This is a genomic window from Ciceribacter sp. L1K22, assembly GCF_017599385.1.
Taxonomy (GTDB): domain Bacteria; phylum Pseudomonadota; class Alphaproteobacteria; order Rhizobiales; family Rhizobiaceae; genus Allorhizobium.
Map to the genome: position 1 here is coordinate 273586 of NZ_JAGFPK010000002.1, position 25634 is coordinate 299219.

The following is a 25634-nucleotide window of genomic DNA, read 5'->3' on the forward strand; positions in this document are numbered from 1 at the left end:
ACGAGTCCTACGCATCTCACCATCCGGGAAACGCTGCTCTACCCGAGCCTCTTCGGCCTGCTCTTGCCACAAAATGCCGCGGCCGGCACGTAAATTCCGGCAAAGGCCGCTCATATAGCGTTACTAAAACAAAAGGCCGCCCGCCGGTAGCGGCGGACGGCCTCGATCTTCAGTTAACCTTACCTCAGTGCGGCTGTGGTTCCATCCCGCCTTCGGGTTCGCCACCCTTCGGCGCATCTTTCTTGGCGCCGGCAGATGGAACGGCCGAACCGCGGGTCGGAGGCGTGTCGTCGCCGAGATCGCGTGCCGGCTTTTCACCACGCAGCAGCGCCTTGATCTCTTCGCCCGAAAGCGTCTCGTATTCCAGCAGGCCTTCGGCGAGAGCGACGAACTCGTCGTGCTTCTCGGTCAAAATGCGCTTTGCCTCGGCATAGGCCTCATCGATCAGACGACGAACCTCGTTGTCGATCTTCTGCGCCGTCGACTCCGAAACATTCTTGGACTGAGCAACGGAATGACCCAGGAACACTTCCTGCTGGTTCTCGCCATAGGCAACCTGGCCGAGGATGTCGGAGAAGCCCCACTGCGTCACCATCGCGCGGGCGAGCTTCGTCGCCTGCTCAATGTCGGAGGAGGCACCAGACGTGATGTTCTCCTTGCCGAAGGTCAGTTCCTCGGCGACGCGGCCACCCATCATGATCACCAGGCGCGAGATCATCCACTTGTAGCTCATGGAGTAGCGGTCGCCTTCCGGCAACTGCATGACCATGCCGAGGGCGCGACCACGCGGAATGATCGTCGCCTTATGCAGCGGATCGGCCACTGGCACGTTCAACGCGGTGATCGCGTGACCCGCCTCGTGATAAGCTGTGAGCTTCTTCTCGGCCTCGGTCATGGCGGAGTTGCGGCGCTCCGCGCCCATCATGATCTTGTCCTTGGCGTCCTCGAATTCCTGCATGGTGACGACGCGCTTGTTGCGGCGTGCAGCGGTCAGGGCAGCCTCGTTCACGAGGTTCATGAGGTCGGCGCCGGAGAAGCCGGGTGTGCCGCGTGCGAGAACCTTGAGGTCGACATTCGGCGCCAGCGGCACATTGCGGACGTGTACCTTCAGAATGCGTTCACGGCCGATGATATCCGGGTTCGGCACGACCACCTGGCGGTCGAACCGACCGGGCCGCAGCAGAGCCGGGTCGAGTACGTCCGGACGGTTTGTCGCGGCGATCAGGATGATACCTTCGTTGGCTTCGAAGCCGTCCATCTCGACGAGGAGCTGGTTCAGGGTCTGTTCGCGTTCGTCGTTGCCGCCACCGAGACCGGCGCCACGATGGCGGCCGACGGCATCGATTTCGTCGATGAAAATGATGCAGGGCGCGTTCTTCTTGGCCTGCTCGAACATGTCACGGACACGGCTGGCGCCCACACCGACGAACATTTCCACGAAGTCCGAACCCGAGATCGTGAAGAACGGCACGTTTGCTTCACCCGCGACGGAGCGGGCGAGCAAGGTTTTACCGGTACCTGGCGGACCGACCAGCAGAACACCGCGGGGGATACGACCACCCAGGCGCTGGAACTTCTGCGGGTCGCGCAGGAACTCGACGATTTCCTCAAGATCCTGCTTGGCCTCGTCGACCCCGGCGACATCCTCGAACGTCACGCGGCCGTGTGCCTCGGTCAGGAGCTTGGCCTTGGATTTGCCGAAGCCCATCGCTCCGCGCGAACCGCCCTGCATCTGGCGCATGAAGAAGAGCCAGACACCAAGGATCAGCAGCATCGGGAGAAGGGTGCCGATATAGCTCAAGAAACCGGATGAACCGTCCGTTTCCGGACGTGCGACGATCATCACGTTCTTGTCCTGAAGCTTGGTCAGCAGACTATCGTCGATCACCGGAGAGTAGGTCTGAAACGCCGTCCCGTTCTCGGAATAGGTGCCGAGGACACGGTTGCCGACGACCGTTACGTCACGGACGCGACCCGCATCGACCTCGCGGAGAAACTGGGAATAAGGAATTTCGCGCGAACTGCTCTGTGACGGTGACGTCTGGAACATGCTGAACAGCGCGATCAGCAGAAGCGCGATGATCGCCCACAGCGCGAAATTTCGAAAATTTGGGTTCATTGAACTCCCCGGAATGTTCGCCAGCTCACAAGGGCTGCCCGATAATCGAGTAACATAGGATCGCTTCGCGTCGTTGCCAAGGCAAAGCGACTGCTTCCGTGTCTTTTCCGTCAATAACCACTAAACGGGCGGCGTTAAATACCGTGGCCTTCCGAGAAGGACTGCAATCGCATCCGCCAGGGGGCGGTCAGCATCCGGAAGAAAACGGTCGTAGCCCCCAAGCACGATTTCGCAGTCCACCCTGACTTGTTCTCCGGATTTGTTTGCGTTTTCCGTGTCGTCCGAGCCGATAACCTCGGGTAAAATGCCAGAAATATGTTTGATGATCGTTTTGGGGAGCGATGACGCTACCGGCTCGGTCACGCCTTGCTGGTTTGCCCTGACCGTCACATCTTTGGAGGATCTGTTCCGAATGATGAACCGGCCGTCCCACACCACCGCTTGCCTCGCGGGGACAAGCAGCGGCAAAATATCGCGCTTTTCCCTCGTGATATAGAGGCCTTCGGGGCGCCAGACCAAAAGGCAGCGTCCGATCGTCGTGCGTCCGGACCGACCGCTATGCAAAAAGTCCATGACGCGGTCGAGGCGCTCGCGAGCAGGAGGGTAGGTCTGCCCGCCCAGAACCATCAGCAAGCCGCCGATCGCGCGGCGGAGGCTGTCGTCAGGTTCCCTCAACGCCCGAGCGGAGAAAAACACGGAGGGACCGGCGTGGACGGTTGCATGTGCGCTTATCAGGGCCGCCGCACTCTGTGCGCTTTCCGACCGTCGTTCATCAAGGCGATCCGCACCCTCCTCTGTTGTCGCCGCCATCAGGCTGCTTCGAACGCGGACCCGCTCATAGCGACCATCCTGATTGCTCGGGTCCTCGATCCAACCGACATGAGCCTGCCGGAGTTGCTCGCGGATGTCGGACCGGAGAGAGCCGAGCAGCGGACGGGCTATCCAGAGGTGCCGTTCGTAGAGGGTCATGCCGGACATGCCGGCAAGGCCGATACTGTCTGGAAGGGCGCTTCGCGCCTTTCGCATGGCCACCGTTTCTCGTTGGTCGTCGAGGGTATGGCCAGTTACCAGTACGTCGACGCCTTCCGCCTTTGCCATCTCGGACAGTAGCCGGTACCGGGCTTCGCGGGCGGCGGCGGGCAGGCCCCTGGCAGGCTTGGCGCCGTCCCAGCTGAGAATTTGGTGGGCGATCGAAAGTCCGGCACAAAACCGCCCCACCGATTCCGCTTCCGCCCTGGCTTCAGGACGAAGCTGATGGTCGACAGTGGCGGCGAGGAGCGTGATACCCGGAAACGTTCCGGAGGCGACAAGGTCATGAAGGAGAAAGAGCAGGCCGGTGGAATCACTGCCGCCTGAAATGGCAACCAGAAGGCGGCGGGGCTTGCGAAGGGCAGTCAGGAAATCCGAAAGAGCCTGGCGCGGGGGGAGGGCAGCCGGCACGGCGCTCACACCGGCAACTCAGCAGCTCAGGCGCTTCTGCTCGGAGGCGACCTTGTTGATCACCGCGCGGGACGCCTTGGGGTAACGGGTGCCGACCTCGCGGAGCACGGCGCAGGCCGTCGCGTTGTCATCGAGCGCGGCCATGGACATGCCAAGCTTCAACAGCATTTCCGGCGCTTTCGGCGATGTTCCGTAGGCTTGGTGGGCATTCAGGAAGGTCTTTGCGGCTTCGTTGAAATTGCCCTGCGAGTAAAGCGCCTCGCCCAGCCAGAAATTGGCATCCGCAATGCGCGCGCTGTTGGGAAATTTGGAAATGAACTCGCGGAATTCGCCTTCGGCGACAGCATAATCGCCAGACAATACATGCCCGTAGGCGGCCTGGTAGACATCGTTTTCGCTTCCGAGCGACGCAACCTGGGAGCCGGAGTCCGGCGAGGCTGGAGCGCCTGCGGCATTGCCTGGAGTTGCGGGAGGAAGTTCAACACCCGGCAGCGCCGATGAATTCGAGGCGGAGTCATTGAATGTGGCGCCAACCGGCATGCCGCTCGAATCCAGCTCGATGGAACCAAGCGTCTGTTCCGGTGCAGCGAGCCCGCCCGAAGCCTGGTTGCTGGCGAGGTCACCGACGCTGTCCAGGCCAATGTCACCGCCGGACGTGTCCGGCGGTGTCGTTATGATCTGTGCGACGGAATCGCTCTGCGAGCCCGCGGTCGACGGGCCTGCGTCGCTCTTTCTGACGCCAGATTTCTCGAGTTCCTGGAAGCGGAATTCGTTGTCTTCCTGGAACTTGCGGATCTGTTCCTGCATCTGCAGCAACTGGAAGCTCATTTCCTCGATCCGACCGTTGAGCGAGCGGATTTCCTCCTCAAGCTGCAGGATACGCGTCGCGGCGTCGCCTGCCTGAGCGAGTTGTACCGGCGCCTTGCCGACTGTCGCGCCCGTGCGGCTTTCCGAAACGGGTGCTGGAGGTGTCAGCTGAAATGCGCCTGCCGCCCCCGATAGTCCTGCCAGAGTGGCCGACGCCAGAAGCGCGGCCATGACAAGTCGATTCATGTCTTTGTCCTGTTCTCTTGATTCACGCGCCTTTTGAGAGCGCACAGGAGATTTTTCCAATTGCCGGTAAAAAGCAACCGAAGTTCGGCCAAAGTGTGGAGAAAAGGAAAAGGCGGCCCTTCCGGACCGCCTTTGAACTATCAGCCTATCGGCCAAAGTTACATGCCAGCGCCACCGAGAACGGTGACTGCACGACGGTTCTGCGACCAGCAGGAGATGTCGTCGCAGACGGCGACCGGACGTTCCTTGCCGTAGGAGATCGTCTTCATGCGCTGGGCCGGAACGCCGCGCGAGGCGAGGTAGTCGCGAGTTGCCGCAGCACGTCGGGCGCCAAGGGCAAGGTTGTACTCGCGGGTGCCGCGCTCGTCGGCGTGGCCTTCGACGGTGATCGCGTAGTTGGGATACCGCATCAGCCATTGTGCCTGACGATCGAGAGTCTGCTGGGCGTCAGCACGGATCGACGACGAGTCGGTATCGAAGAAGATGCGGTCGCCGACATTGACCGTGAAGTCCTGGGCCGAGCCCGGTGTCGCGGCTCCGGCGCCGAGGCCGAGATCGGAGGCGCTGTTGGGCAGGTTCTTCTTGTTGGCGCAGCCGGCCAGTGCCAGGGTGAGCGCCAGCGCGACAATCGCGGGGTTGCTGGCAAGTTGCTGCATTCGGCTCTTGGCCGGGGCGTTCATGCGGCTCATCGCCGGTCTCCTTGCATTCACTGAGGTTTGTCTAACAGGGTTTCCGGAGGGTAACCGCTTTCGGTTAACCTGGGGAGAAGGAACATGGTTACCAGGACGTAAACTTCCGCTCCGGACCTCCCCATTTTCAGCACTTTGCGGCCAGAAAGAGGCGATTTCACGCCCTATTCAAGAAGCGGTGACCATGCCGGGTCGGACGCGAAGCTCGGGGTGGGAATCTGCTGTTCGTTATACCCTGTCAGATCGATCGAATAGAGCTGCGGACCGCCGGCGCCTGCGTTCTGGCGGAAGAACATCAGCACGCGCCCGTTCGGCGCCCAGGTTGGTCCCTCGTTATGGAAGCCCGACGTGAGGATGCGTTCACCCGAACCGTCCGGCTTCATCACGCCGATCGAGAACTTGCCGCCCGACTGCTTGGTGAAGGCGATCAGATCGCCGCGCGGTGACCAGACTGGCGTGGAGTACGCGCCGTCGCCGAAAGAAATGCGCGTCTGTCCGGAGCCATCGGCATTCATGACATAGAGCTGCTGGCGTCCGCCGCGGTCGCTTTCAAAGACGATGCGGTTGCCGTCGGGTGAATAGGACGGGGACGTGTCGATCGCGGCGGTATTGGTCAGTCGCGTTGTCGTGCGAGAGCGCAGGTCCATCGTGTAGATGTTGGAGTTGGCATCCTGCTGGAGGCTCATGATCACACGCTGGCCATCGGGCGAAAAGCGTGGCGAGAAGGTCATGCCGGGGAAGTTGCCGACGACCTCGCGCTGTCCGGTCTCCAGTTGCAGCAGATAGACGCGCGGCTGGTCGTTTTCGAACGACATGTAGGTGATTTCCTGCCGGCTTGGCGAGAAACGCGGCGTCAGGACGATGCTGCGGCTATCGGTCAGCATCCGGATGTTTTCGCCGTCCTGATCCATGATCGCGAGCTGACGCTTGCGGTCGGTCTTCGGACCGCTTTCGGAGACAAACACGACGCGCGTATCGAAATACCCCTTTTCTCCGGTGATGCGCTCGTAGATGGCATCAGCGATGATATGAGCGACGCGACGCCAATTCTCCGGCTGGGTGAAGAACTGCTGGCCGGTCATCTGCTGGCCGGCAAAGGTGTCCCACAGACGGAACTCGGCCCGCAGGCGGCCATCACCCTCGCGGCTGACGCGCCCGACGACCAGTGCCTGTGCGTTGATGACCTTCCAGTCTTCAAGTCGCGGAGCCTGGTCCGGGTTCGAAATCTTCTCGATGAAGGCGGTGTGGTTGATCGGCGCGAACAGGCCGGAGCGCTTCAGGTCGGCCTCGATCACCGCGGTGATGCGCGCGCCGATGTCGTCGCCGGACACGAAGTCGGTGATCGCGATCGGCAGCGGCTCGACATTGCCCTTGTTGATGTTGATCTCAACCAGTGCGTTGGCGGGCTGCACGAAGGCGCCCGCGAGGGCCGCGGCGACGACCAGCAGTCGCAGGAGTGTAGACTTCATCATGATATTCAAGCCTTTCAGCATATTCAGAGGGCCAGGTCGCTGGGGTCAAAATTGACCACGACTTCGGACCAGGCGTCGTACTTGTCGCGGGGAAGACTGGAGAAGGGGGCCGATCTGAGAACGGCGCGCCGCGCGCCACTCATCAGTACCTGTTGGGTCTGGGGGGAACCGCCCGTGGCACTGACTTCCGGTTCGCCGACGAGTTCCCCGGATTCATTGAGCTGGAACTTTACACGAATACGAACATCGGCGGCATCGGCGAGGCCAGGGATGACCGACCAGTTGCTGGCGATCTGGCCGCGCAGCGCGTCCATTTCGCTCATGCTGAGTTTGCTGCCATTGGTCGTCTTTTTGCCACCAAGAGCGGCTGTCTGGGTCGATGCCTTGGCGCCACCCGCGGTCGGATCGGTCTTGTTGAGGAGCGCGGCGATCTCGTCCGCGTTGAAGTTGCTTTCCTTCGCCGACTTCGATTTCGCCGTCTCCTGCGTTTTGGTATCTTTCTTCTTGTTTTCGTCCTTGGCGGTCTGCGCTTCGGCCGGCTTTTTCTCCTCCGCCTTCGCTTCCGCGGGCTTCGGTGCCGGGGGCTTGGGACGGGCAGCGGGGATGGGAACGTTATCCGGAAGGGCGGCCTCCTCCGGCTGCGCCTCTGCCGGCTCGGCGTCTTCGGGTGGCTGTGGCACGGGGTCCGGCGTCACCTCCGGCTTCACCGGTTCGGCCTTGGCAACCTCGACCGGCTTTGCCGGTTCGGCGACAGTCTCTTCCTTGATGATATCCTTGATGTCGTTCGTCTCGTTGTCCTGCGTCGGCTGGACTTTCTCGACCTTCTCCGGAGCGGCTGCGGCTTCCGTGTTTGACGGGCGTGCGTTCGGTGTCGGCACCGCGTCCAGATCGACGTTGTTTTCGCCCACGTTCTGCGCGTCGGGAACACTGTCCGGCCGTTTGGTCGGCGTCGGGGCTGCCGTCTCCGCGAGCGGGGCCTTCTTGTCGCCCTGCTGGATTTGCGTCAGCTCCTCGATCGGCACGATGTCAACCGGCAGCGCCTCGACGTCAGCCACCTCGAAGGAGGCCGGGGAGCCGAGCGACAGCATCGCCCAGGCAAGGACGACACTGTGTAGAACGGTCGATGTGACGAGGCTTGTCTTCATCGCGTTGAAATCAGGTTTCCGGTTCCTGCAGCGTTACGAGACCGATGTTCTTGAAGCCGGCGGCGGAAATCCGTGCCATGACCTTCATGACTGTTCCGTAGGCTGCCGTGGTGTCGCCCCGAACATAGATGCGTTCGTTGTAGCCGGTGGTGGCGATCGCCTCGAGCTTGGGGACTACCTCATCGATGGCGATTGCCGTTTCCTGCAGATAGATTTCGCCGGCCGGATTGACCGAGATGGTGATCGGCTGAGTATCGGCATTCATCGCGCGGGCCTGGGTTTCCGGCAGATCGATCGGAACGCCAACCGTCATCATCGGTGCGGCGACCATGAAGATGATCAGCAGCACGAGCATGACGTCGACGAGCGGCGTGACGTTGATTTCGCTGACCGGACCGCGCTTTGCACGCCGGCCACGACCACGTCGGCCACCACCGCTCCCGCCCGTTGCTCCCGCTGACATACCCATGGTCGTTCTCCAGTCTTGTCCGGTGCCTTACTGCGCGGCCTGGCGTGGCTGCAGCTTCTCGTCGATCTGGCGCGAGAGGATGGCGGAGAATTCGTCGGCGAAGCCCTCCATGCGCGCGGTCAGCTTGCCGGCTTCGCCCGAGAACTTGTTGTAGGCAATGACGGCCGGGATGGCGGCCACGAGGCCGATCGCGGTTGCCAGAAGTGCTTCCGCGATACCGGGAGCAACAACCGCGAGGTTGGTCGACTTCGAACCGGCGATGGCCTGGAACGAGGTCATGATGCCGACGACCGTTCCAAAGAGACCGATGAACGGCGCGGCGGAGCCGATCGTCGCAAGCGAGCTCAGCCGACCTTCCAGCAGTTCGCTCTCGCGAGCCAGCGTCACGTCCATGGCGCGGTCGATACGCATCTGGAGCCCGATCGGCGAGCGCGCTCCGCGTTCGAAGCTCTTCTTCCATTCGCGCATGGCGGCGACAAACATGGCAGCGAGACCGGAATTGTTACGCTCGGCGAGCGTCCGGTAGAGTTCTTCGAGCGACTGACCCGACCAGAACACCTGTTCGAACTGGTCGAACTGGCGGCGGGCACGGGCGTAGCTCAGATATTTGTCGATGACGATCGCCCAGGTCCACACCGAGGCGGCGACCAGGCCGAGCATCACCAGCTTCACAATCAAGCCGGCTTGCATGAACAGAGCCCAGAGGCTCACGTCCGTGTGTGCTGCGGCCAATCCTACTTGTTCCATCGGTTCATCGCCCCCGAAATCCAAACGCCCGGCACTGGACCGGGCGATCAACAGCATTGCGTCGTTTTATCCTGGGCGCCATCGCTGAACGTCCATTTCGCCTATGCTTCCACTCCGCCTTTTTGCCCTGAAATTCGGCCAAAGGAAGGCGTGCGGCGCACAAATGCCCGCAAATAGAGTAAGACTATATTATGGTTAAGCGTTCGTTATGATCCGGAGACCGATTTGCCGCCGAGAAAGGCCGATGCCAATTGGTCGGGCAGTCTCGTCGGGCGTCCGTCGCGATTGACAATGGCAATCACAACACGGGCCGATGCGAGAATGGCCTCCTCCCGTTCGATGAACTGGTGAAGAATCATCTTGGCCCCGCCAGCCTTTTCCGTGCGCGTGCGGATCGTCAAAAGGTCATCCATTCGGGCGGGGGAGCGAAAGTCGATTTCCATCCGGTGCACGACGAAGGCGAGCCCTTCTTCCTCCTCGTCGAACAGGCTCGATTGCTCCACACCCAGACACCGGAGATAGTCCGTGCGGGCCCTTTCCATGAAGTGCAGATAGCGTGCATGGTAGACGGCGCCGGAAAAATCGGTGTCTTCATAGTAGACGCGCTGCACGAGCCTGTGCCCGTCAGCCGAAAGTTCGCCTGAAATCAAAAAAACATTATCCGACATAAGGTTGACCTGTCCTGGGAAATTCTCTGCCGGCGGTGGAACTCCATGCACCGGCGTCGATTGTAGTTCTGTCACAAATGGGCATTATCAGGACTCGACCCCGGTCCGCAAAGGAGACGAACATGAAAATTGCTGTCATGGGTGGAGATGGATTTGTCGGTTGGCCGACATCACTGCATCTCTCGGACACGGGACACGAAGTTCATATCCTTGACAATCTGTCCCGTCGGTGGATCGACACCGAGCTTGGCGTCCAGTCGCTGACTCCCATGGATTCGATCCAGGAACGGACGCGCATATGGCATGCGGAAACCGGTCGGCGGATCCACTTTCACCTAATCGATCTCGCGAAGGATTATGAGCTCCTGAAGGCATGGCTTGCAGAAGAGCGTCCCGATGCAATCATCCATTTCGCCGAGCAGCGTGCGGCGCCCTATTCGATGAAGAGCGACCGGCACAAGAACTACACGGTGAATAACAATGTCAGCGCGACACACAACCTTCTGAACGCAATGGTCGACATCGGCCTTGACGCCCATCTGGTGCACCTCGGCACGATGGGCGTCTATGGCTACTCCACCGTGGGGGCCGCCATTCCGGAGGGCTATCTGCCTGTCGGGATCGATACCATGGGCGGCGAGACCGTAAAGCAGGATATTCTCTATCCTGCCAATCCGGGCTCGATCTACCATATGACCAAGTGCCTCGATCAATTGCTCTTCCAGTTTTATGCGAAGAACGATGGCCTGCGTATCACGGACCTGCACCAGGGCATCGTGTGGGGGACGCATACGGAGCAGACGCGCCTGCATCCGCAACTGGTCAACCGCTTCGATTATGATGGCGACTACGGCACGGTTCTGAACAGGTTCCTCATACAGGCGGCCATCGGCTATCCGCTCACCGTTCACGGCACCGGCGGACAGACCCGTGCCTTTATCCACATTCAGGACTCGGTTCGCTGCATCGAAATCGCGCTTCGCAATCCACCGTCGAGAGGGTCTCGGGTCGAGATATTCAACCAGATGACGGAGACGCATCGGGTTCGGGATCTGGCGGAGATGGTCGCTGGTCTGACCGGCGCCGAGATTGCCTGGTTGCCCAACCCGCGCAAGGAGGCGGCTGAAAACGATCTCGTCGTCAAGAACGAGAAGTTCCTCGGCCTCGGCCTAGAGCCGACGACGCTGAAGGATGGACTGCTAGGCGAGATCGTCGATGTCGCAAAGAAGTTCGCATACCGGGTCGATCGATCGCGGGTGCCCTGCGTTTCAGCCTGGACGAAGGATATTGCCCGGACCATCAATCGCGATCCGGAAGGCAAGAAACTGAAATCCGTATCATGATGCTCGGAACGGAAGGCCTGACGGGATTGCGTGTCACGACGACGGCTCGATCGCGGCAGGCCTTCGTCACATTGGTGACGAACGACGATTACGTTATGGGCGCAATGGCGCTGGTCCATTCCCTGTTGCGTACCAACACCCGGGCCGACATCGTCGTGTTGCATACCGGGGGCGTTCGCGAGGATACACTCGCGCCGCTCGTCGCCTTGGGTTGCAGGCTCATGGAAGTGGAACTGCTGCCGCTGTCCGACGGCTTCAACGAACGGCATGCGCGCGGCAGGCTTCATGCGGCCGCTCCGTTCTCCAAAGGACGGAAGCCCGCATTTCATTCGCCTCTCGACAATTTCTGCAAAATGCGGCTCTGGCAGCTTGTCGACTACGAAACTTGCGTCTTCATCGACGCCGATGCGATCGTTCTCAGGAACGTCGACAAACTCTTCGATTATCCCGAATTCTCGGCCGCGCCGAACGTCTATGAATCGCTTGCCGATTTTCACCGGCTGAACTCCGGCGTGTTTGTCGCCCGTCCGTCGCTGTCGACGTTTTCCGCCATGCTCGCCATGCTCGACCAGCCGGAGGCTTTCTGGAGGCGGACCGATCAGACGTTCCTCGAGACATTCTTTCCGGACTGGCATGGGCTGCCAGTCACCATGAATATGCTGCAATACGCCTGGTTCAACCTGCCGGAATTGTGGAGCTGGAAAAGCGTCTGCATCCTTCACTACCAGTATGAGAAGCCCTGGGAGGTCAACCATCCGAAGGCGCAGCGACTGCGGCCGCTCATCGATCTGTGGCAGGCTTTCTATCGAGACGAGGGCATCCCCGACATCGAAAACCTCGAGAACCCGTCTCGGGTCGCGGCCGCATGAAGGTCCTCGTCACAGGCGGCACCGGTCTTGTTGGCCGTTACGTCGTGAAAGGGCTTCTCGATGCTGGGTACCAGGTCGTTGTGGCTGGTAGACACGCTCCGGGGGAAGGATGCTTCTCCCGCCCGGTCGGCTTTGTCGAGTATGATCTCGACCGCGATGCGGACCAGTCGCACATATTCGACCACGCATATTATGTCGTGCATGCCGCTTTCGATCATCTTGCCGGACGGTACCGTGGCGGCGAGGGGGACGACCCGTTAGGCTTCAATCGCCGCAACTTCGAGAATTCAGTTCGTTTGTTCGAGGGCGCCCGCCGCGCCGGCGTTCGGCGTTGCGTGTTTTTCTCCAGCCGGGCGGTGTATGACGGAATCGACAGCGGATCGCCGCTTGCGGAGAGCGTCCGCCTTTCTCCCGCAAGCCTCTACGGTCAGGTGAAACTATCGGCGGAGCGGGCCCTTGCGGAACTGGCTGCTCCAGGGTTCGTGGGAGCGAGCCTTCGTGTCACGGGGGTCTACGGGCACATGAGGCCCAACAAATGGGACGGGATCATTGATCGTTACCTGGCGGGTGAAACCGTCTCCTCGCGTGCAGGCTCAGAGGTGCACGGACAGGACGTTGCACTTGCCGTTCGGCTCATGCTTGAGAGCGATGCCGGAAAGGTGTCGCGACAAAGCTTCAACGTCTCCGATATCGTTACCGATACGCATGAGATCCTTTCTGTCGTCAGTCAAGTTGTCGGTTGTCCGCACCCGCTGCCAGCGCCGTCGGATCTCTCGCTCGTTGCCGAGATGGAAACGGTCAGATTGCGGTCCCTGGGTTGGCGCCCTGGGGGGCGCGCCTTGCTGGAGAAAACCGTCAGGACCCTGGTCGGGTAAGGTCCAAACGCGTCAGCGCATAAGCCAGTCTTCGTTCCAACCGAGGTCAAAGATCTCCGCCGCCCTTGCCGCGGCATCGTCGCCGACGATGAATTCATCGAGCTGTGGCGGCCTGATCGTCGTTCCCGCCATCATGGCATGCACCTGTCCGCGATGGTGGGTCTGGTGCTGGAACAAATGGCTCAGGATGTCGTCGCACCGGTCAAGCTGGATACGTGTGCCGCGGTGCACCTCGACCGGTGCTGCGAGCGAGCCGTCCGTCAGACCCTCACAAAGGGCGATCAACCGCTCGTCCACTAATCTCTGCGCGTCCTTGAGTTGACCGATCTCCTCGAAAGGCTCTTGGTTTTCCCAGGCCTTCGGCCCCAGCGTGCCGCCCTCCAAGGCATCGACATAGAACCAGTCGACGATCAGGATATGATTTAAGGTGGCGCGTATCGACGGGAAGAAGCTGGTCCGTTTGGCTTCCCATTCCCCCTGAAAGAGGTCACCGACGGCATTGTGCAGTCGAAGGTTGGCGAGCCGGTTGTTGTAAGCGAGCTTGCGAAAGACGCGGGTCGGGTCCGTCATTCGTCGAGGTCTCCATCGTGCCATACGATGTGGCGTGGACTTCCAGGCAGGTCTTCAATTTCGTCGGCAATGAAGTAAGGCGGGATGTCGAGTGCTTTCAGGGCTGCTTTCTCTGCCAGCGCCCATTTGAACTCCAGTTCGCTTTTTCCGTCGACGACGCGATGCACGATATTGTTGCGATGAAACGGGAAACTCTCCGGAATATCCATTTGATAGTAGAAACCGAGTTCGTGCCAGTCACGTCCTTCGTAGTGGAAGAAGTTCTCGACGATCCACAGAAGAGGTCCCACCTTCGCCTCGACGTCGAGTTCCTCTCGCATTTCCCGGACCAGGGTTTCCTGTGACGTTTCGCCAATTTCCGCTCTACCGCCGGGAAACGTCCAGAATGTCTCGTGCGTGGCGCGATGAACGAGAACGTGGCCGTTACGAAAGGCAAGCCCGGCAATGCGCATCTGGAAAAGGCGATCTTGCTTTTCCTTGATCCTGATCCGGGTGCGTTTCGTCATCGGTTCATTCGTCCTCGAGCGTCAGCCGGAACTGGGCGGCTTCCAGGTCCTTCGGCGGCTGCATGCCGAGGTGTTTCCATGCTGTACCGGTCAGGACGCGGCCGCGCGGCGTGCGCTGGATGAAACCCTGCTGGATCATGTAGGGCTCGATGATGTCCTCGATCGCATCGCGCGGTTCGGAAAGACCGGCGGCGATCGTCTCGATGCCGACCGGGCCACCGCCGAAGTTCATCGCGATCATCGAGAGGTAGCGGTTGTCCAGCTGGTCAAGGCCCATATTGTCGACGTTAAGCCGTGTCAGCGCCTCGTCGGCAATTTCCCGCGTCACCGCTTCTGCCCGGGCGACCTCGGCGAAGTCGCGAACGCGGCGCAGCAGGCGTCCGGCGATGCGGGGCGTGCCGCGAGCACGGCGGGCGATTTCCCGCGATCCTTCTTCCGTCATCGGCAGGCCCATCAGCCGTGCGCCGCGGCGGACGATCGATTCCAGTTCCTCGACCGTGTAGAAATTCAGGCGCACCGGGATGCCGAAACGGTCGCGCAGGGGCGTGGTCAGAAGGCCGAGGCGCGTGGTGGCCGCCACAAGGGTGAACTTCGACAGGTCTATTTTCACCGACCGGGCGGCAGGGCCTTCGCCGATGATCAGGTCGAGCTGAAAGTCTTCCATCGCGGGATAGAGAATTTCCTCCACTGCCGGATTAAGGCGATGGATTTCATCGATGAACAGAACATCGCGCTCTTCCAGGTTCGTCAACAACGCGGCAAGGTCGCCCGCCTTGGCGATGACAGGGCCGGAGGTCGAGCGGAAATTCACCCCGAGCTCCTTCGCCATGATCTGGGCAAGTGTGGTCTTGCCCAGCCCCGGCGGGCCGACGAACAGCACGTGATCCAGCGCCTCGCCGCGGTTCTTGGCCGCCTCGATGAAGATCTTGAGGTTCGCTCGCGCTTCCGCCTGGCCTGTAAATTCGTCGAGCGACTGCGGACGCAGCGCGGCGTCGAGGTCTTCGCCCTTCTTTTCCGGCGAGAGGATCGGATTGGTGGTATTCATACGAGAAGTTCCATACCCGGCACCCGGGAGGCGGCGCGTTTATCGAAGGTGAACGTCGTGAGGCAGCCTGCTCGCCGTGCCATATGGGCGACCAGGCAATCCGATAGATTGTTCACCGAAGCCTGCTCATCCTCAAAGAGACTGTCGAGAAAATCCTCATCCTCGAAAAGAAACTGTTCCGCCGGAAGGAGCCGCCGCAAGGCCGTAGCAATTGAGGTATTGGTGAAGCCGTAACGGCGCTTCAATACCCATGACGTTTCCGCGACAACGAATAGCGAGACAAAGGCAGGATCTTCAAGAGAACGAGCGGACACAAAATTCTTCACAGCTTCGAATTGCTGCGCATCGTCGGCGAGCAGGAATCTAAGAAGAACGTTGGTGTCGATCCCAATCATCGGCGATCCTCCGATCTTCGTCCGCGACCTGTTCGGCTATGGCTTGATCCATATCCTCGACCGTCAGCGGTTTGCGATTTGGATCGTGCAAGAACCCCGCCAACTCCAAAGCGTCCCGGTTCTTCACTCTCAAATAGACTCGATCACCCTGGAAAACGTATCGAATCTTGTCGCCCGGCTTGAGCTTCAGGCGGTCGCGAACTTCAACAGGTATTGTCGTCTGCCCTTTTGACGTCAGCGTGCTATCGAAATTGCCCATCGCGTCGCTCCTTACTTTTTGCATATTAGTAAGGAACCGGTCGCTCTTCAAGGACGTCATCGAGCCAATTCCTTCAGACCCAGCCGTATCAGTTTCGCACTGTCCGCACTGTCACCCGCGTTCTTTAAGGCCGCCGCAACCGCGTTGGCCGCCTGGTCGCGAGAGTAGCCGAGATTTGTCAGCGCCGAGACCGCATCGGCGACCGGGGCGGAGGCGACGCCTTCGCCAAGTTCCTGTTTCAAGCCGATATTGGCGCTAGCTTCCCCGGCGAAAGCGGGGGCCTTGTTCTTGAGTTCGGTGACGATGCGTACCGCGACCTTCGGGCCGACCCCAGGGGCACGGGAGACGGACGTCTTGTCCTGCAGCGCGATCGCATTTGCGAGCTCGGAAGGGGTGAGGGTGGACAGGACCGCAAGCGCGACCTTGGCGCCGACGCCTTGCACGCTCTGCAGCAGGTTGAACCACTCCCGTTCCAGGGCGGTGAGGAAGCCGAACAGCTTCAACTGGTCCTCCCGCACATAGGTCTCGATGAACAGTACGACCGCCTCTCCTGGGGAGCCAAGTTTTCCGAGAGTTCGGGACGAGCAGAAGGCCTCGTAACAGACACCATGCACGTCAACGAGAACATAGTCGTCGCCGATTTCCTCGATGGTGCCCTTCAGTTTTCCGATCATAGGATGTCCGAGCCTAAAGCGTTAGAGGGGATGAGTTTCGGGAGAGATAATCGAGAGAAGTGGGAAATAGGCGCGATACCTTGCGCTATCACGGGTCATCAGCCTGTGGCCTCTGACCATTGCGTGTGCCCCAATGTAGAAATCGGGTAGCGGAGACCGCTTGTCCCCGCCAGCGCGGCGATATTGCAAGAAAGCGTGACCTGCCGCGAATGCAGCCTCCCAGGGAAGAAATTCCCGTCGGAACAGGGTAGGCGCAAGAGCAGCCTCCAATTCATTGCTCGTCGCGTAACCTGCCGCCATTTCCGCATAGATCAACGGATTGATGACCAGAACGCCCTCCGTCCGCGCCTCGGCGAGCCGTGTTACGGACCAGTCGGTAAAGTCGTTAGGAGTGTGAAAGACATCAATGAGGACGTTCGTATCGACAAGGGTCGTCATTTTGTCAGTCTCTCAGCAAGCGATAGAATTCATCGCCGCTCATATCTCCGAGGGACATTGAGCCCTGATGACGCCGCAGGTGATCCACAAGAACCTGGACTTCCCGTTCGGCTTCGCCGCGCACAGGTTTGATAACGCGCAGTACCGCTTCTCCCTCGCGCAATACAAATTCCACATCAGTCCCGACCTCAATGCCCAGATTGACACGGACATTCTTCGGAATCGTAACCTGGCCTTTTTCGGTGATGCGCATAAGTAATACCTCCAGAGTATTACTTATCGCCTGTTCCGGAACAAGTCAAGAACAAATCAGGCGCTGGCGAGCACCTTGCGCATCCTGTCACCGCCCCGGTTGTGGGCATGACAGATGGCGATGGCAAGCGCGTCGGCCGCGTCATTTCCCTTGAATTCGGCCTTGGGCATCAGGATTTTCAGCATCATGTGGATCTGCTGTTTCTCGCCATGACCAACGCCGATGACCGACTTCTTAACCGCGTTAGGCGCGTATTCCGATACAGGCAGACCAGCGCGGGCAGGGACCAGCATGGCGATGCCGCGCGCCTGTCCGAGCTTCAGGGTGGCGACCGCGTCCTTGTTGACGAAAGTCTGCTCGACCGCCGCTTCATCGGGTTTGTAGGTGTGGATCACGTCAGCCAATCCGTCATGCAACTGGCAGAGACGGGATGCGAGATCCATGTCGCCGTCAGAGGTTACGGTGCCGGACGCAACGAAGCGCAGGGAATTGCCGAGCGTTTCGATGACGCCCCAGCCGCAACGGCGAAGGCCAGGGTCTATCCCGATGATGCGAATCGTCTGATGCATGCGCCAATCCTAGTCTGTCGGAGGCGGACCCTGCCAGCGGAATGTGAACAAAACAAAAACATTCTGAATCTATGCGGGACAGCAGTCCCTGTTTGCATCCGATCGACCGGCTTCCCATATATGTTGTACGATAGAACAATCTGAGCGCAGGCATTAGTCATGATTCCATTTTCGATACTCGACCTGTCCCCTATCTGCGAAGGCGAGACGGTATCCGACGCTCTGGACGCCAGCCGGCGGATGGCGATCCAGGCGGAGCGTTTTGGATATAACCGCTTTTGGCTGGCGGAGCATCATGGCATGCCCGGCATTGCGAGCGCGGCAACGGCGGTGGTGATCGGCCACGTCGGTGCTGCGACGAAGAAAATACGGATCGGATCTGGCGGTGTCATGCTTCCCAATCACTCACCGCTCGTCATTGCGGAGCAGTTTGGAACGCTGGAGGCGCTTTTCCCCGGCCGTGTCGATCTCGGCCTCGGTCGCGCGCCGGGAACCGACATGCGAACGGCCCGCGCGTTACGGCGGAACCTCGAGGCGGGGGCGGAAAGCTTTCCTCATGATATCCTGGAGCTGCAGCGCCTGCTGGGGGCTTCCGCCGGAGACGAAGCGATCCTTGCCTATCCCGGAACGGGCAGTGACGTGCCCATCTGGTTGTTGGGATCGAGCCTCTACAGTGCGCATCTCGCCGCCGCTCTCGGACTTCCCTACGCCTTCGCGTCGCATTTTGCGCCTGATCAGCTTCTCGAAGCCATCGCAATCTATCGCGAACGGTTCCAGCCCTCGAGCCACCTCAAGGCGCCCTACGTCATGGTCGGCGTGATGGGCGCCGTGGCCGATACCGACGCGGAAGCGCAAAAGCTGTTTACTTCGGCGCAGCAGCAGTTCATCAACCTCCGTCGCAATGTCCGCCGTCCGTTCCCGAAACCTGTCGATAGCATGGATGACATGTGGTCCGACATGGAGCGGATGGGCGTCGAGCATACATTGCGCTACGCCGTCGTCGGATCGCCTTCGACCGCAAGTGCTCAGCTTCGGGATTTCCTGTCGGAAACAGCCGCGGACGAGTTGATCGTCTCCATGCCGATCTACGATATCGGGGCCCGGCTGCATTCGGTGGAGCTCTTCGCGGGTCTCGGCGAGATGAGAGCGGCGGCATGAAGTATTTGATGCTGGGTCCCGGCAACAGGACATATCGTCTTTGTGCAATTTATAGTAAACATTCGTAGTTAATCGCACCTTAACCTTTTCGCTTCATTATCCATCGCAGATCATTGGATGGAGCCCGTCTGGGCCGCTGGAGATCAGCGTGGATATTGGAGTTCGAGCGATGAAGATGAGCCTTCTTGGTGCAGCAGCCGTATTGATGGCCAGCACCGCCGCATATGCTGCAGATGTGTACCAGCCCCAGCCCGAGCCGATTTACAGCGCTCCGGAAGTTCAGGTTTCGGAAGCCTCAGGCTGGTACCTGCGCGGTGACGTAGGTTACGCGATCAACAAGATGCGCGGCGCCGAATACTTTCAGGGCGACAACTCCAACATGGTGGATTTCGAAACCGCCAAGCTGAAGAACAGCTTCACGCTCGGCGTCGGTGTCGGCTACCAGGTCAATAACTACCTGCGCGGCGATCTGACCTTCGACCACATGTTCAAGAGCGATTTCAAGGGATCGACCGTCGGTTCCTGCGGCTTCCCGCTTGAGCCTTGCACTTCGTCGGATGTGTCGTCGATGCGAGCCTATACGCTCATGGCAAACGCCTATGTCGACATCGGCACCTACGGGATGATCACCCCCTACGTGGGCGGCGGTATCGGCGGCTCCTACGTCAAGTGGGATAAGCTGCGGAACACGGCCTGCCAGGACGACGGCGGCGGTTGCGATGACGAGTTCTCACACGGCGGTGCGGGCAAGTGGCGCTTCGCATATCAGTTGATGGCTGGCGCGACCATCAATGTCACCTGCAACTGGAAGGCTGACGTCGGCTACCGCTTCCGCCATACCCTTGCCGGCGATATGTTCGGCTATGCCGCAAGCGGCGGCCCCGGTTATGACAAGGGCTTCTACACGCATGAAGTCCGCGCCGGCGCCCGCTATGTCTTCGACGACTGCAGCCAGCCGATCGCTTACGATCCGCCGCCGGAGCCGATCGTCTACAAGTGATCTTTCATACCGGAACGCAGAAAGGCCGTCCTCAGGGGCGGCCTTTCTGCGTTCCGGGGACGGGAAGCCTGGGAGTTAGAGGCATCGTTCCGGAGCGCCAAAAATCTTTCTCCAAGCGACAAAGGCGTCTTGACCGGGGGGCGCAACAGGCATAATGACGACGGCGGGACACCTCTCCCCAACGAGAGGCTAATTACCTGGAAGGGTATACATATGGCTGATATCGTCGCCCCCGCCGCGCGTCCGGCGAACACGCATTTTTCTTCTGGCCCCTGCTCGAAGCGTCCCGGTTGGTCGCTTGAAGCTCTCTCCGATGCCCCGCTCGGTCGTTCGCACCGCGCCAGGGTCGGCAAGGAGAAACTGAAGCTGGCCATCGACCTCACCCGCGAAATTCTCAACGTTCCCGCTGACTACCGCATCGGCATCGTTCCGGCCTCCGACACGGGCGCCGTCGAAATGGCCATGTGGTCGCTGCTCGGCGAGCGCGGCGTGGACATGCTCTCCTGGGAAAGCTTCGGCGCCGGCTGGGTCACTGATGTGGTGAAGCAGCTGAAGCTCGCCGATGTCCGCAAGTTCAATGCCGACTACGGCCTTCTTCCGGACTTGGCGCAGGTCGATTTCGACCGCGACGTCGTCTTCACCTGGAACGGCACCACCTCGGGCGTCCGCGTTCCGAATGCCGATTTCATTCCGGCCGATCGCAAGGGTCTGACCATCTGCGACGCAACGTCTGCCGCCTTCGCGCAGGACCTCGACTTCTCCAAGCTCGATGTCACCACCTTCTCCTGGCAGAAGGTTCTGGGCGGCGAGGGCGGTCACGGCGTGATCATTCTTTCCCCGCGTGCCGTCGAGCGCCTGACCACCTATGTGCCGGCCTGGCCGCTGCCGAAGATCTTCCGCATGACCTCCGGCGGCAAGCTGATTGAGGGCATCTTCGTCGGTGAAACCATCAACACGCCGTCGATGCTCTGCGTCGAGGACTATGTCGATGCGCTGAAGTGGGCAAAGTCGATCGGTGGCCTCGAAGCCCTGATTGCGCGTGCCGATGCCAATGCCAAGGTGATCTTCGACTTTATCGAGAAGAACGACTGGATCGCCAATCTGGCGGTTGACGACGCGACGCGTTCGAACACCTCGGTCTGCGTCAAGATTGTCGATCCTGAAGTGACCGCACTCGATGCTGATGCCCAGGCGGCCTTCGCCAAGGGCATTGCCAGCCTTCTCGAAAAGCAGGGTGTCGCCTATGACATCGGCGCTTACCGCGATGCGCCGGCCGGTCTCCGCATCTGGGCTGGCGCCACGATCGAGACTGCCGACATGGAAGCGCTGATGCCGTGGCTCTCGTTTGCCTATGAGACGCAGAAGGCGTCTCTCGCCAAGGCTGCTGCCTGATCCTAGCCGATTTCGGCTCCGCCTGACCGGCGGAGCCACGCAATTCTCATCATCTCATTCAAACGAACTCTCTCAAGGAGGCCTCGTCATGGCACCTCGCGTTCTCGTATCCGACGAACTTTCGGAAACCGCCGTCCAGATCTTCCGTGATCGCGGCGTTGAAGTGGACTTCCAGCCGAAGCTCGGCAAGGACAAGGAAAAGCTCGCCGAGATCATCGGCAACTATGATGGGCTGGCCATCCGCTCGGCCACCAAGGCGACGGAAAAGCTGATCGCCGCTGCGACCAACCTCAAGGTCATCGGCCGCGCCGGCATCGGCGTCGACAATGTCGATATCCCGGCCGCTTCCAAGCGCGGCATCATCGTGATGAACACGCCCTTCGGCAATTCGATCACGACGGCCGAGCACGCCATTGCCCTGATGTTTGCCGTTGCCCGCCAGCTGCCGCAGGCCGATGCCTCGACCCAGGCCGGCAAGTGGGAGAAGTCGAAGTTCATGGGCGTCGAAATCACCGGCAAGACGCTCGGCGTCATCGGTGCCGGGAATATCGGTGGTATCGTCTGCAAGAAGGCGATCGGCCTCGGCATGTCTGTCATCGCCTATGACCCCTTCCTCTCGGCCGAACGGGCCCAGGAAATGGGCGTCGAGAAGGTCGAGCTGGACGAACTTTTGCCGCGCGCCGACTTTATAACCCTGCATGTGCCGATGACCGACAAGACCCGCGGCATTCTCGGCAAGGAAAACATCGCCAAGACCAAGCCGGGCGTCCGCATCATCAACTGCGCTCGTGGCGGCCTGGTCGACGAGGCAGCGCTTGCTGAAGCCATCAAGTCCGGCCATGTCGCCGGTGCCGGCTTCGACGTCTTCGAAGTCGAGCCCGCAACCGAAAGCCCGCTCTTCGGCCTGCCGAACGTGGTCTGCACGCCGCATCTCGGCGCGTCGACCACGGAAGCCCAGGAGAATGTCGCCCTGCAGGTCGCCGAGCAGATGTCGGACTACCTCATCAAGGGTGCCGTTTCCAACGCGATCAACATGCCTTCGATCACGGCCGAGGAAGCGCCGATCCTGAAGCCGTTCATCCGCCTCGCCGACGTGCTTGGTTCGTTTGCCGGTCAGATGACCGAGAACCCGATCAAGGAAATCGAGATCCTTTATGACGGCGTGACCGCCGGCATGAATACCAAGGCACTGACCTCGGCACTGCTCGCCGGTCTCATTCGCCCGCTGGTCGCCGATGTCAACATGGTGTCGGCTCCGATCATGGTCAAGGAAAAGGGCATCATCGTTTCGGAAGTGAAGCGCGACAAGACCGGCGTCTATGACGGTTACATCAAGCTCACCGTCGTCACGGAAAAGCAGACCCGTTCGGTCGCCGGCACCGTCTTCTCCGACGGCAAGCCGCGCTTCATCCAGATCAAGGGCATCAACATGGATGCCGATGTCGGTCCGAACATGATCTACATTTCGAACACCGACGTTCCCGGCATGATCGGCTTCATGGGCTCTACGCTCGGCAATGCAAAGGTCAATATCGCGAACTTCCAGCTCGGTCGCGACAAGGAAGGTGGCGACGCCATCGCGCTGCTCTACGTCGACGGTCCGGTCGATCAGGCCGTGCTCGACCAGTTGACTGCCAACCCGGCCATCAAGCAGGCCAAGCCGCTGGTCTTCAACGTCGATTGATCGACGGCCAGACATGAAATTTTGAACGGCGCGGGACCCAACCCGCGTCGTTTTGGTTTAAAGCCATAACTCGATTGGACTGCTTTTATATATAGAAAGTAATATGCGTTGAACTGACGCATGGCGGGTTGTCGCATTGCTTCCGGCCTGAGACACTATAGGTGATGCTTGTCACCTCGGGAGGAAGAAAGGGCTTCGAACGATGTTCGAGAATTTCGACGCAGAGCTGCTGGCGCGCATCCAGTTTGCGTTCACGGTTTCCTTCCACATCATATTTCCGGCGTTCTCGATCGGTCTTGCCAGCTATCTTTTCGTCCTCGAGGGCCTGTGGTTGTGGAAGAAGGATCGGGTCTACCTGGAACTCTTCGATTTCTGGAAGACGATTTTCGCCGTGGCGTTCGGCATGGGCGTCGTGTCGGGGATCGTAATGTCCTACCAGTTCGGCACGAACTGGAGCGTCTTCTCCGATAAGGCCGGGCCGGTCATCGGGCCGTTGATGGGCTATGAGGTGCTGACGGCTTTTTTCCTCGAAGCTGGCTTCCTGGGCGTCATGCTGTTCGGGCGGGAGAGGGTAGGGCCGGCGCTGCACTATCTGGCGACGTCGATGGTCGCCCTTGGCACGCTCATTTCGGCCACCTGGATCCTGGCGGTAAACTCGTGGATGCAAACACCGGCCGGCTTTGCGATGAATGATGTGGGGCAGTTCGTGCCGACGGACTGGTGGGCTGTCGTCTTCACTCCGTCCTTTCCTTACCGCCTCGTTCACATGGTTCTCGCTGCCTATCTGACGACGGCCTTCGTCGTCGGCGCCGTCGGAGCCTACCATCTCCTGAAGGGCACCGCGCACCGGCGCGCGGGCACGATGTTTTCCATGGCGATGTGGATGGCGGCCATTGTTACGCCACTCCAGATCGCCGCCGGTGACTTCCACGGTCTCAACACGCTGGAGCATCAGCCGGCAAAAGTGATGGCGATGGAGGGGCATTTCGACAGCCATCCCGAGGGCGCGCCGCTGATCCTGTTCGGCATTCCGGATCACGACGAGAAGCGGGTCCACTACGCTGTCGAGGTTCCCAAGCTTTCGAGCCTGATCCTTAAGCACGACCTGAATGCCCCGATGGACGGACTGGACACGATTCCGGACGAACTGGAGCCGCCGGTGGAGATCGTTTTCTGGTCGTTCCGGATCATGGTTGGCTTAGGCTTCCTGATGCTGGGGATTGGCCTCTGGAGCCTCTGGTGTCGATTCAGCGGGACGCTGCTGACATCGGACTGGCTGCATCGTGCTGCTCTGACAATGGGACCTGCGGGCTTCATTGCCGTGCTCGCCGGCTGGATTACAACCGAGGTCGGTCGCCAGCCGTATACGGTCTACGGTCATCTGCTGACGGCCGATTCGCTGTCGCCGATTTCCGCCGAGGCTGTCGGTAGTTCGCTGGTCGCATTTGTCCTCGTCTACTTCCTCGTCTTCGGCGCGGGCACTTTCTATATCCTGCGGCTTATGGCCCGCCTGCCGCGCGATCCCGAACCGGATCTCGGGCTGGGTCCGATACGTGCGTCCGGCACGACGCCCGCCGCGCAGACCGAGCATGGAGGCAAACATGGCCATTGACCTTGCATTTATCTGGGCGGGCCTCATCGCCTTCGCGGTGCTTGCCTACGTCATTCTCGACGGCTTCGATCTCGGCGTCGGTATCCTGTTTCCGTTGTTCCCGGAGAAGCCCGAGCGGGATCAGATGATGAACTCCGTTGCGCCTGTATGGGACGGCAACGAGACATGGCTGGTGCTCGGCGGCGGCGGCTTGCTGGCCGTCTTCCCGCTCGCCTATGCGACGATCCTGCCGGCCCTCTACGCGCCCCTGATCGCCATGTTGCTCGGCCTTATCTTTCGTGGTGTTGCCTTCGAATACCGCTGGCGGACGCGGCGGGCCGAGTTTCTCTGGGACTGGGCCTTCGCCGGCGGATCGATCGTTGCAACGTTTGCCCAGGGTGTGGCGCTTGGCGCTCTGGTGCAGGGCATACCTGTCGAGAACCGGGCCTATGCCGGCGGCTGGTGGGACTGGCTGACGCCGTTCAGCCTTGCCACAGGTGTGGCACTTGTGATCGGCTATGGGCTGCTCGGGGCAACATGGCTGGTGATGAAGACGGAGGGGGAGCTCGCCGGAACGGCGCGGCGCTACGCGCGTTTGCTGGCCTTCGCAACAGTGGGAGCTATGGCTGTTTTCAGCCTCTGGACCCCCTGGCTCAAGCCGCTCTACCTTGAGCGCTGGTTCAGCTTTCCGACGGTCATCTTTTCCTTCGTCGTTCCCGCGCTTGTGCTTTTCAGCCTGTCGCTCATCATCAAGGGGCTCAAGGATGGGCACGATTCACGACCCTTCGTCGCTTCGCTCGGTCTTTTCGTGCTGGGCTATGCGGGTATCGGGATCAGCTTTTATCCGTATATCGTTCCCACATCAGTGACGATCTGGGATGCCGCCGCGCCTCCCGAGAGCCTGGCTTTCCTTCTCATCGGGGCCGTGGTGTTGCTACCCATGATCCTCGGTTACACCGCTTATGCCTACTGGGTGTTTCGCGGCAAGATCAGACCGGGCGAGGGCTACCACTGATGGCGGCTGGTTCGACACTCACGCGGATTGCCTGGTTCATTGGCCTGTGGCTTGCCGGGGTCCTGACGGTTGGCGCGGTCGCGATGGTCATCAAGGTCTGGCTTGGCGCGTGACGGATGGCGCGATTGTGATCCGGTGACGCGTTTTCTCACTTCAATTCTGCGCGAGCCATCGCCATATGAGGCTTATCGCAACG

General features: G+C 60.4%; 27 protein-coding genes. 9 read left to right on the plus strand and 18 right to left on the minus strand.

Annotation, left to right across the window (positions count from 1 at the left end; all coding sequences use genetic code 11):
* Nucleotides 1-184 precede the first annotated feature (184 nt).
* The 9 genes from ftsH to ybgC all read right to left on the minus strand — a co-directional run bounded on the left by ftsH (nucleotide 185) and on the right by ybgC (nucleotide 9802).
* Nucleotides 185-2119: an ATP-dependent zinc metalloprotease FtsH gene (ftsH, locus tag J5J09_RS19280; RefSeq protein ID WP_208553853.1), complete on the minus strand. Its 1935-nt coding sequence runs from the start codon at nucleotides 2117-2119 to the stop codon at nucleotides 185-187.
* Between the two features lie 120 nt (nucleotides 2120-2239).
* Nucleotides 2240-3568 carry a tRNA lysidine(34) synthetase TilS gene (gene tilS / locus J5J09_RS19285; protein WP_348646495.1) on the minus strand — a complete coding sequence of 443 codons (1329 nt, stop codon included), beginning with the start codon at nucleotides 3566-3568 and terminating at the stop codon, nucleotides 2240-2242.
* 9 nt (nucleotides 3569-3577) lie between these two features.
* Nucleotides 3578-4612 carry a tol-pal system protein YbgF gene (ybgF, locus tag J5J09_RS19290; protein WP_208553855.1) on the minus strand — a complete coding sequence of 345 codons (1035 nt, stop codon included), beginning with the start codon at nucleotides 4610-4612 and terminating at the stop codon, nucleotides 3578-3580.
* A gap of 158 nt (nucleotides 4613-4770) precedes the next feature.
* Nucleotides 4771-5301 (minus strand): peptidoglycan-associated lipoprotein Pal, encoded by a 531-nt coding sequence (gene pal / locus J5J09_RS19295; RefSeq protein ID WP_208553856.1) that lies wholly within the window; start codon nucleotides 5299-5301, stop codon nucleotides 4771-4773.
* Nucleotides 5302-5465: 164 nt separating this feature from the next.
* Complete coding sequence (tolB, locus tag J5J09_RS19300; RefSeq protein ID WP_208553857.1) at nucleotides 5466-6773, minus strand: Tol-Pal system beta propeller repeat protein TolB; 1308 nt, start codon at nucleotides 6771-6773, stop codon at nucleotides 5466-5468.
* A 23-nt stretch (nucleotides 6774-6796) separates the two neighbouring features.
* The gene (locus J5J09_RS19305; RefSeq protein ID WP_208553858.1) at nucleotides 6797-7918 is read right to left on the minus strand and encodes a hypothetical protein; all 1122 of its coding nucleotides are present in this window, start codon (nucleotides 7916-7918) and stop codon (nucleotides 6797-6799) included.
* Nucleotides 7919-7928: 10 nt separating this feature from the next.
* Nucleotides 7929-8387, minus strand: coding sequence for a protein TolR (tolR, locus tag J5J09_RS19310; RefSeq protein WP_208553859.1), 459 nt, complete (start codon nucleotides 8385-8387; stop codon nucleotides 7929-7931).
* Between the two features lie 27 nt (nucleotides 8388-8414).
* Nucleotides 8415-9134, minus strand: coding sequence for a protein TolQ (gene tolQ / locus J5J09_RS19315; protein ID WP_208553860.1), 720 nt, complete (start codon nucleotides 9132-9134; stop codon nucleotides 8415-8417).
* Nucleotides 9135-9340: 206 nt separating this feature from the next.
* Complete coding sequence (gene ybgC / locus J5J09_RS19320; RefSeq protein WP_208553861.1) at nucleotides 9341-9802, minus strand: tol-pal system-associated acyl-CoA thioesterase; 462 nt, start codon at nucleotides 9800-9802, stop codon at nucleotides 9341-9343.
* 122 nt (nucleotides 9803-9924) lie between these two features.
* Here ybgC and J5J09_RS19325 point away from each other — a divergent pair, with 122 nt between their 5' ends.
* From J5J09_RS19325 to J5J09_RS19335, 3 genes are read left to right on the plus strand one after another with little or no spacing between them, the layout of a single operon-like run.
* Nucleotides 9925-11145 (plus strand): NAD-dependent epimerase/dehydratase family protein, encoded by a 1221-nt coding sequence (locus J5J09_RS19325; RefSeq protein WP_208553862.1) that lies wholly within the window; start codon nucleotides 9925-9927, stop codon nucleotides 11143-11145.
* Nucleotides 11142-12014, plus strand: a complete 873-nt coding sequence (locus tag J5J09_RS19330; protein WP_208553863.1) for a glycosyltransferase — start codon at nucleotides 11142-11144, stop codon at nucleotides 12012-12014. Before J5J09_RS19325 ends, J5J09_RS19330 begins: the two co-directional genes overlap by 4 nt.
* The gene (locus tag J5J09_RS19335) at nucleotides 12011-12889 is read left to right on the plus strand and encodes an NAD(P)-dependent oxidoreductase (RefSeq protein WP_208553864.1); all 879 of its coding nucleotides are present in this window, start codon (nucleotides 12011-12013) and stop codon (nucleotides 12887-12889) included. Before J5J09_RS19330 ends, J5J09_RS19335 begins: the two co-directional genes overlap by 4 nt.
* Nucleotides 12890-12901: 12 nt before the next feature.
* Here the strand turns inward: J5J09_RS19335 and J5J09_RS19340 are convergent, their stop codons facing one another.
* From J5J09_RS19340 to ruvC, 9 genes are read right to left on the minus strand one after another with little or no spacing between them, the layout of a single operon-like run.
* Nucleotides 12902-13459 (minus strand): DinB family protein, encoded by a 558-nt coding sequence (locus tag J5J09_RS19340; RefSeq protein WP_208553865.1) that lies wholly within the window; start codon nucleotides 13457-13459, stop codon nucleotides 12902-12904.
* Complete coding sequence (locus J5J09_RS19345) at nucleotides 13456-13965, minus strand: NUDIX hydrolase (RefSeq protein ID WP_208553866.1); 510 nt, start codon at nucleotides 13963-13965, stop codon at nucleotides 13456-13458. Before J5J09_RS19345 ends, J5J09_RS19340 begins: the two co-directional genes overlap by 4 nt.
* A 4-nt stretch (nucleotides 13966-13969) precedes the next feature.
* On the minus strand, nucleotides 13970-15010 hold the full coding sequence (gene ruvB, locus J5J09_RS19350; RefSeq protein WP_208553867.1) for a Holliday junction branch migration DNA helicase RuvB: 1041 nt from the start codon (nucleotides 15008-15010) through the stop codon (nucleotides 13970-13972).
* Nucleotides 15007-15405 (minus strand): type II toxin-antitoxin system VapC family toxin, encoded by a 399-nt coding sequence (locus tag J5J09_RS19355; protein WP_208553868.1) that lies wholly within the window; start codon nucleotides 15403-15405, stop codon nucleotides 15007-15009. The genes ruvB and J5J09_RS19355 overlap by 4 nt, the downstream gene beginning before the upstream one ends.
* Nucleotides 15374-15664: an AbrB/MazE/SpoVT family DNA-binding domain-containing protein gene (locus J5J09_RS19360; RefSeq protein ID WP_208553869.1), complete on the minus strand. Its 291-nt coding sequence runs from the start codon at nucleotides 15662-15664 to the stop codon at nucleotides 15374-15376. Before J5J09_RS19360 ends, J5J09_RS19355 begins: the two co-directional genes overlap by 32 nt.
* Before the next feature lie 56 nt (nucleotides 15665-15720).
* On the minus strand, nucleotides 15721-16338 hold the full coding sequence (gene ruvA, locus J5J09_RS19365; RefSeq protein ID WP_208553870.1) for a Holliday junction branch migration protein RuvA: 618 nt from the start codon (nucleotides 16336-16338) through the stop codon (nucleotides 15721-15723).
* Nucleotides 16339-16359: 21 nt separating this feature from the next.
* Nucleotides 16360-16776 carry a type II toxin-antitoxin system VapC family toxin gene (locus tag J5J09_RS19370; protein ID WP_208553871.1) on the minus strand — a complete coding sequence of 139 codons (417 nt, stop codon included), beginning with the start codon at nucleotides 16774-16776 and terminating at the stop codon, nucleotides 16360-16362.
* Nucleotides 16777-16780: 4 nt separating this feature from the next.
* On the minus strand, nucleotides 16781-17029 hold the full coding sequence (locus J5J09_RS19375; protein ID WP_208553872.1) for an AbrB/MazE/SpoVT family DNA-binding domain-containing protein: 249 nt from the start codon (nucleotides 17027-17029) through the stop codon (nucleotides 16781-16783).
* Nucleotides 17030-17085: 56 nt separating this feature from the next.
* A complete protein-coding gene (gene ruvC / locus J5J09_RS19380; protein ID WP_208553873.1) occupies nucleotides 17086-17598 on the minus strand; it encodes a crossover junction endodeoxyribonuclease RuvC in 513 nt (170 codons plus the stop codon).
* A gap of 159 nt (nucleotides 17599-17757) precedes the next feature.
* On the opposite strand from ruvC, the gene J5J09_RS19385 reads away from it, so the two are divergent.
* The 6 genes from J5J09_RS19385 (at nucleotide 17758) to cydB (ending at nucleotide 25438) form a co-directional block, all read left to right on the plus strand.
* Nucleotides 17758-18756, plus strand: coding sequence for an LLM class flavin-dependent oxidoreductase (locus J5J09_RS19385; RefSeq protein WP_208553874.1), 999 nt, complete (start codon nucleotides 17758-17760; stop codon nucleotides 18754-18756).
* Between the two features lie 169 nt (nucleotides 18757-18925).
* Entirely contained in the window at nucleotides 18926-19756 is an 831-nt protein-coding gene (locus tag J5J09_RS19390; RefSeq protein ID WP_208553875.1) for an outer membrane protein, read from the plus strand.
* A gap of 213 nt (nucleotides 19757-19969) precedes the next feature.
* Nucleotides 19970-21148 (plus strand): phosphoserine transaminase, encoded by a 1179-nt coding sequence (locus tag J5J09_RS19395; RefSeq protein WP_208553876.1) that lies wholly within the window; start codon nucleotides 19970-19972, stop codon nucleotides 21146-21148.
* Between the two features lie 88 nt (nucleotides 21149-21236).
* Nucleotides 21237-22832: a phosphoglycerate dehydrogenase gene (gene serA / locus J5J09_RS19400; protein WP_208553877.1), complete on the plus strand. Its 1596-nt coding sequence runs from the start codon at nucleotides 21237-21239 to the stop codon at nucleotides 22830-22832.
* A gap of 202 nt (nucleotides 22833-23034) precedes the next feature.
* Entirely contained in the window at nucleotides 23035-24444 is a 1410-nt protein-coding gene (locus J5J09_RS19405) for a cytochrome ubiquinol oxidase subunit I (RefSeq protein ID WP_208553878.1), read from the plus strand.
* Nucleotides 24434-25438, plus strand: a complete 1005-nt coding sequence (gene cydB, locus J5J09_RS19410; protein WP_208553879.1) for a cytochrome d ubiquinol oxidase subunit II — start codon at nucleotides 24434-24436, stop codon at nucleotides 25436-25438. Before J5J09_RS19405 ends, cydB begins: the two co-directional genes overlap by 11 nt.
* Nucleotides 25439-25634: the final 196 nt, after the last annotated feature.

What these genes read in the sequence shown, in the direction of transcription:
- ruvB (WP_208553867.1), bottom strand. Translation starts at nt 15,010, where the DNA reads ATGAATACCACCAATCCGATCCTCTCGCCGGAAAAGAAGGGCGAAGAC.
- J5J09_RS19340 (WP_208553865.1), bottom strand. Translation starts at nt 13,459, where the DNA reads ATGACGGACCCGACCCGCGTCTTTCGCAAGCTCGCTTACAACAACCGG.
- tolQ (WP_208553860.1), bottom strand. Translation starts at nt 9,134, where the DNA reads ATGGAACAAGTAGGATTGGCCGCAGCACACACGGACGTGAGCCTCTGG.
- J5J09_RS19335 (WP_208553864.1), top strand. Translation starts at nt 12,011, where the DNA reads ATGAAGGTCCTCGTCACAGGCGGCACCGGTCTTGTTGGCCGTTACGTC.
- J5J09_RS19390 (WP_208553875.1), top strand. Translation starts at nt 18,926, where the DNA reads ATGAAGATGAGCCTTCTTGGTGCAGCAGCCGTATTGATGGCCAGCACC.
- pal (WP_208553856.1), bottom strand. Translation starts at nt 5,301, where the DNA reads ATGAGCCGCATGAACGCCCCGGCCAAGAGCCGAATGCAGCAACTTGCC.
- J5J09_RS19395 (WP_208553876.1), top strand. Translation starts at nt 19,970, where the DNA reads ATGGCTGATATCGTCGCCCCCGCCGCGCGTCCGGCGAACACGCATTTT.
- J5J09_RS19360 (WP_208553869.1), bottom strand. Translation starts at nt 15,664, where the DNA reads ATGGGCAATTTCGATAGCACGCTGACGTCAAAAGGGCAGACGACAATA.
- J5J09_RS19345 (WP_208553866.1), bottom strand. Translation starts at nt 13,965, where the DNA reads ATGACGAAACGCACCCGGATCAGGATCAAGGAAAAGCAAGATCGCCTT.
- J5J09_RS19370 (WP_208553871.1), bottom strand. Translation starts at nt 16,776, where the DNA reads ATGACGACCCTTGTCGATACGAACGTCCTCATTGATGTCTTTCACACT.
- ybgF (WP_208553855.1), bottom strand. Translation starts at nt 4,612, where the DNA reads ATGAATCGACTTGTCATGGCCGCGCTTCTGGCGTCGGCCACTCTGGCA.
- J5J09_RS19375 (WP_208553872.1), bottom strand. Translation starts at nt 17,029, where the DNA reads ATGCGCATCACCGAAAAAGGCCAGGTTACGATTCCGAAGAATGTCCGT.
- serA (WP_208553877.1), top strand. Translation starts at nt 21,237, where the DNA reads ATGGCACCTCGCGTTCTCGTATCCGACGAACTTTCGGAAACCGCCGTC.
- ftsH (WP_208553853.1), bottom strand. Translation starts at nt 2,119, where the DNA reads ATGAACCCAAATTTTCGAAATTTCGCGCTGTGGGCGATCATCGCGCTT.
- J5J09_RS19385 (WP_208553874.1), top strand. Translation starts at nt 17,758, where the DNA reads ATGATTCCATTTTCGATACTCGACCTGTCCCCTATCTGCGAAGGCGAG.
- tolR (WP_208553859.1), bottom strand. Translation starts at nt 8,387, where the DNA reads ATGGGTATGTCAGCGGGAGCAACGGGCGGGAGCGGTGGTGGCCGACGT.
- J5J09_RS19330 (WP_208553863.1), top strand. Translation starts at nt 11,142, where the DNA reads ATGATGCTCGGAACGGAAGGCCTGACGGGATTGCGTGTCACGACGACG.
- ybgC (WP_208553861.1), bottom strand. Translation starts at nt 9,802, where the DNA reads ATGTCGGATAATGTTTTTTTGATTTCAGGCGAACTTTCGGCTGACGGG.
- ruvA (WP_208553870.1), bottom strand. Translation starts at nt 16,338, where the DNA reads ATGATCGGAAAACTGAAGGGCACCATCGAGGAAATCGGCGACGACTAT.
- ruvC (WP_208553873.1), bottom strand. Translation starts at nt 17,598, where the DNA reads ATGCATCAGACGATTCGCATCATCGGGATAGACCCTGGCCTTCGCCGT.
- J5J09_RS19325 (WP_208553862.1), top strand. Translation starts at nt 9,925, where the DNA reads ATGAAAATTGCTGTCATGGGTGGAGATGGATTTGTCGGTTGGCCGACA.
- J5J09_RS19405 (WP_208553878.1), top strand. Translation starts at nt 23,035, where the DNA reads ATGTTCGAGAATTTCGACGCAGAGCTGCTGGCGCGCATCCAGTTTGCG.
- tolB (WP_208553857.1), bottom strand. Translation starts at nt 6,773, where the DNA reads ATGATGAAGTCTACACTCCTGCGACTGCTGGTCGTCGCCGCGGCCCTC.
- J5J09_RS19355 (WP_208553868.1), bottom strand. Translation starts at nt 15,405, where the DNA reads ATGATTGGGATCGACACCAACGTTCTTCTTAGATTCCTGCTCGCCGAC.
- cydB (WP_208553879.1), top strand. Translation starts at nt 24,434, where the DNA reads ATGGCCATTGACCTTGCATTTATCTGGGCGGGCCTCATCGCCTTCGCG.
- J5J09_RS19305 (WP_208553858.1), bottom strand. Translation starts at nt 7,918, where the DNA reads ATGAAGACAAGCCTCGTCACATCGACCGTTCTACACAGTGTCGTCCTT.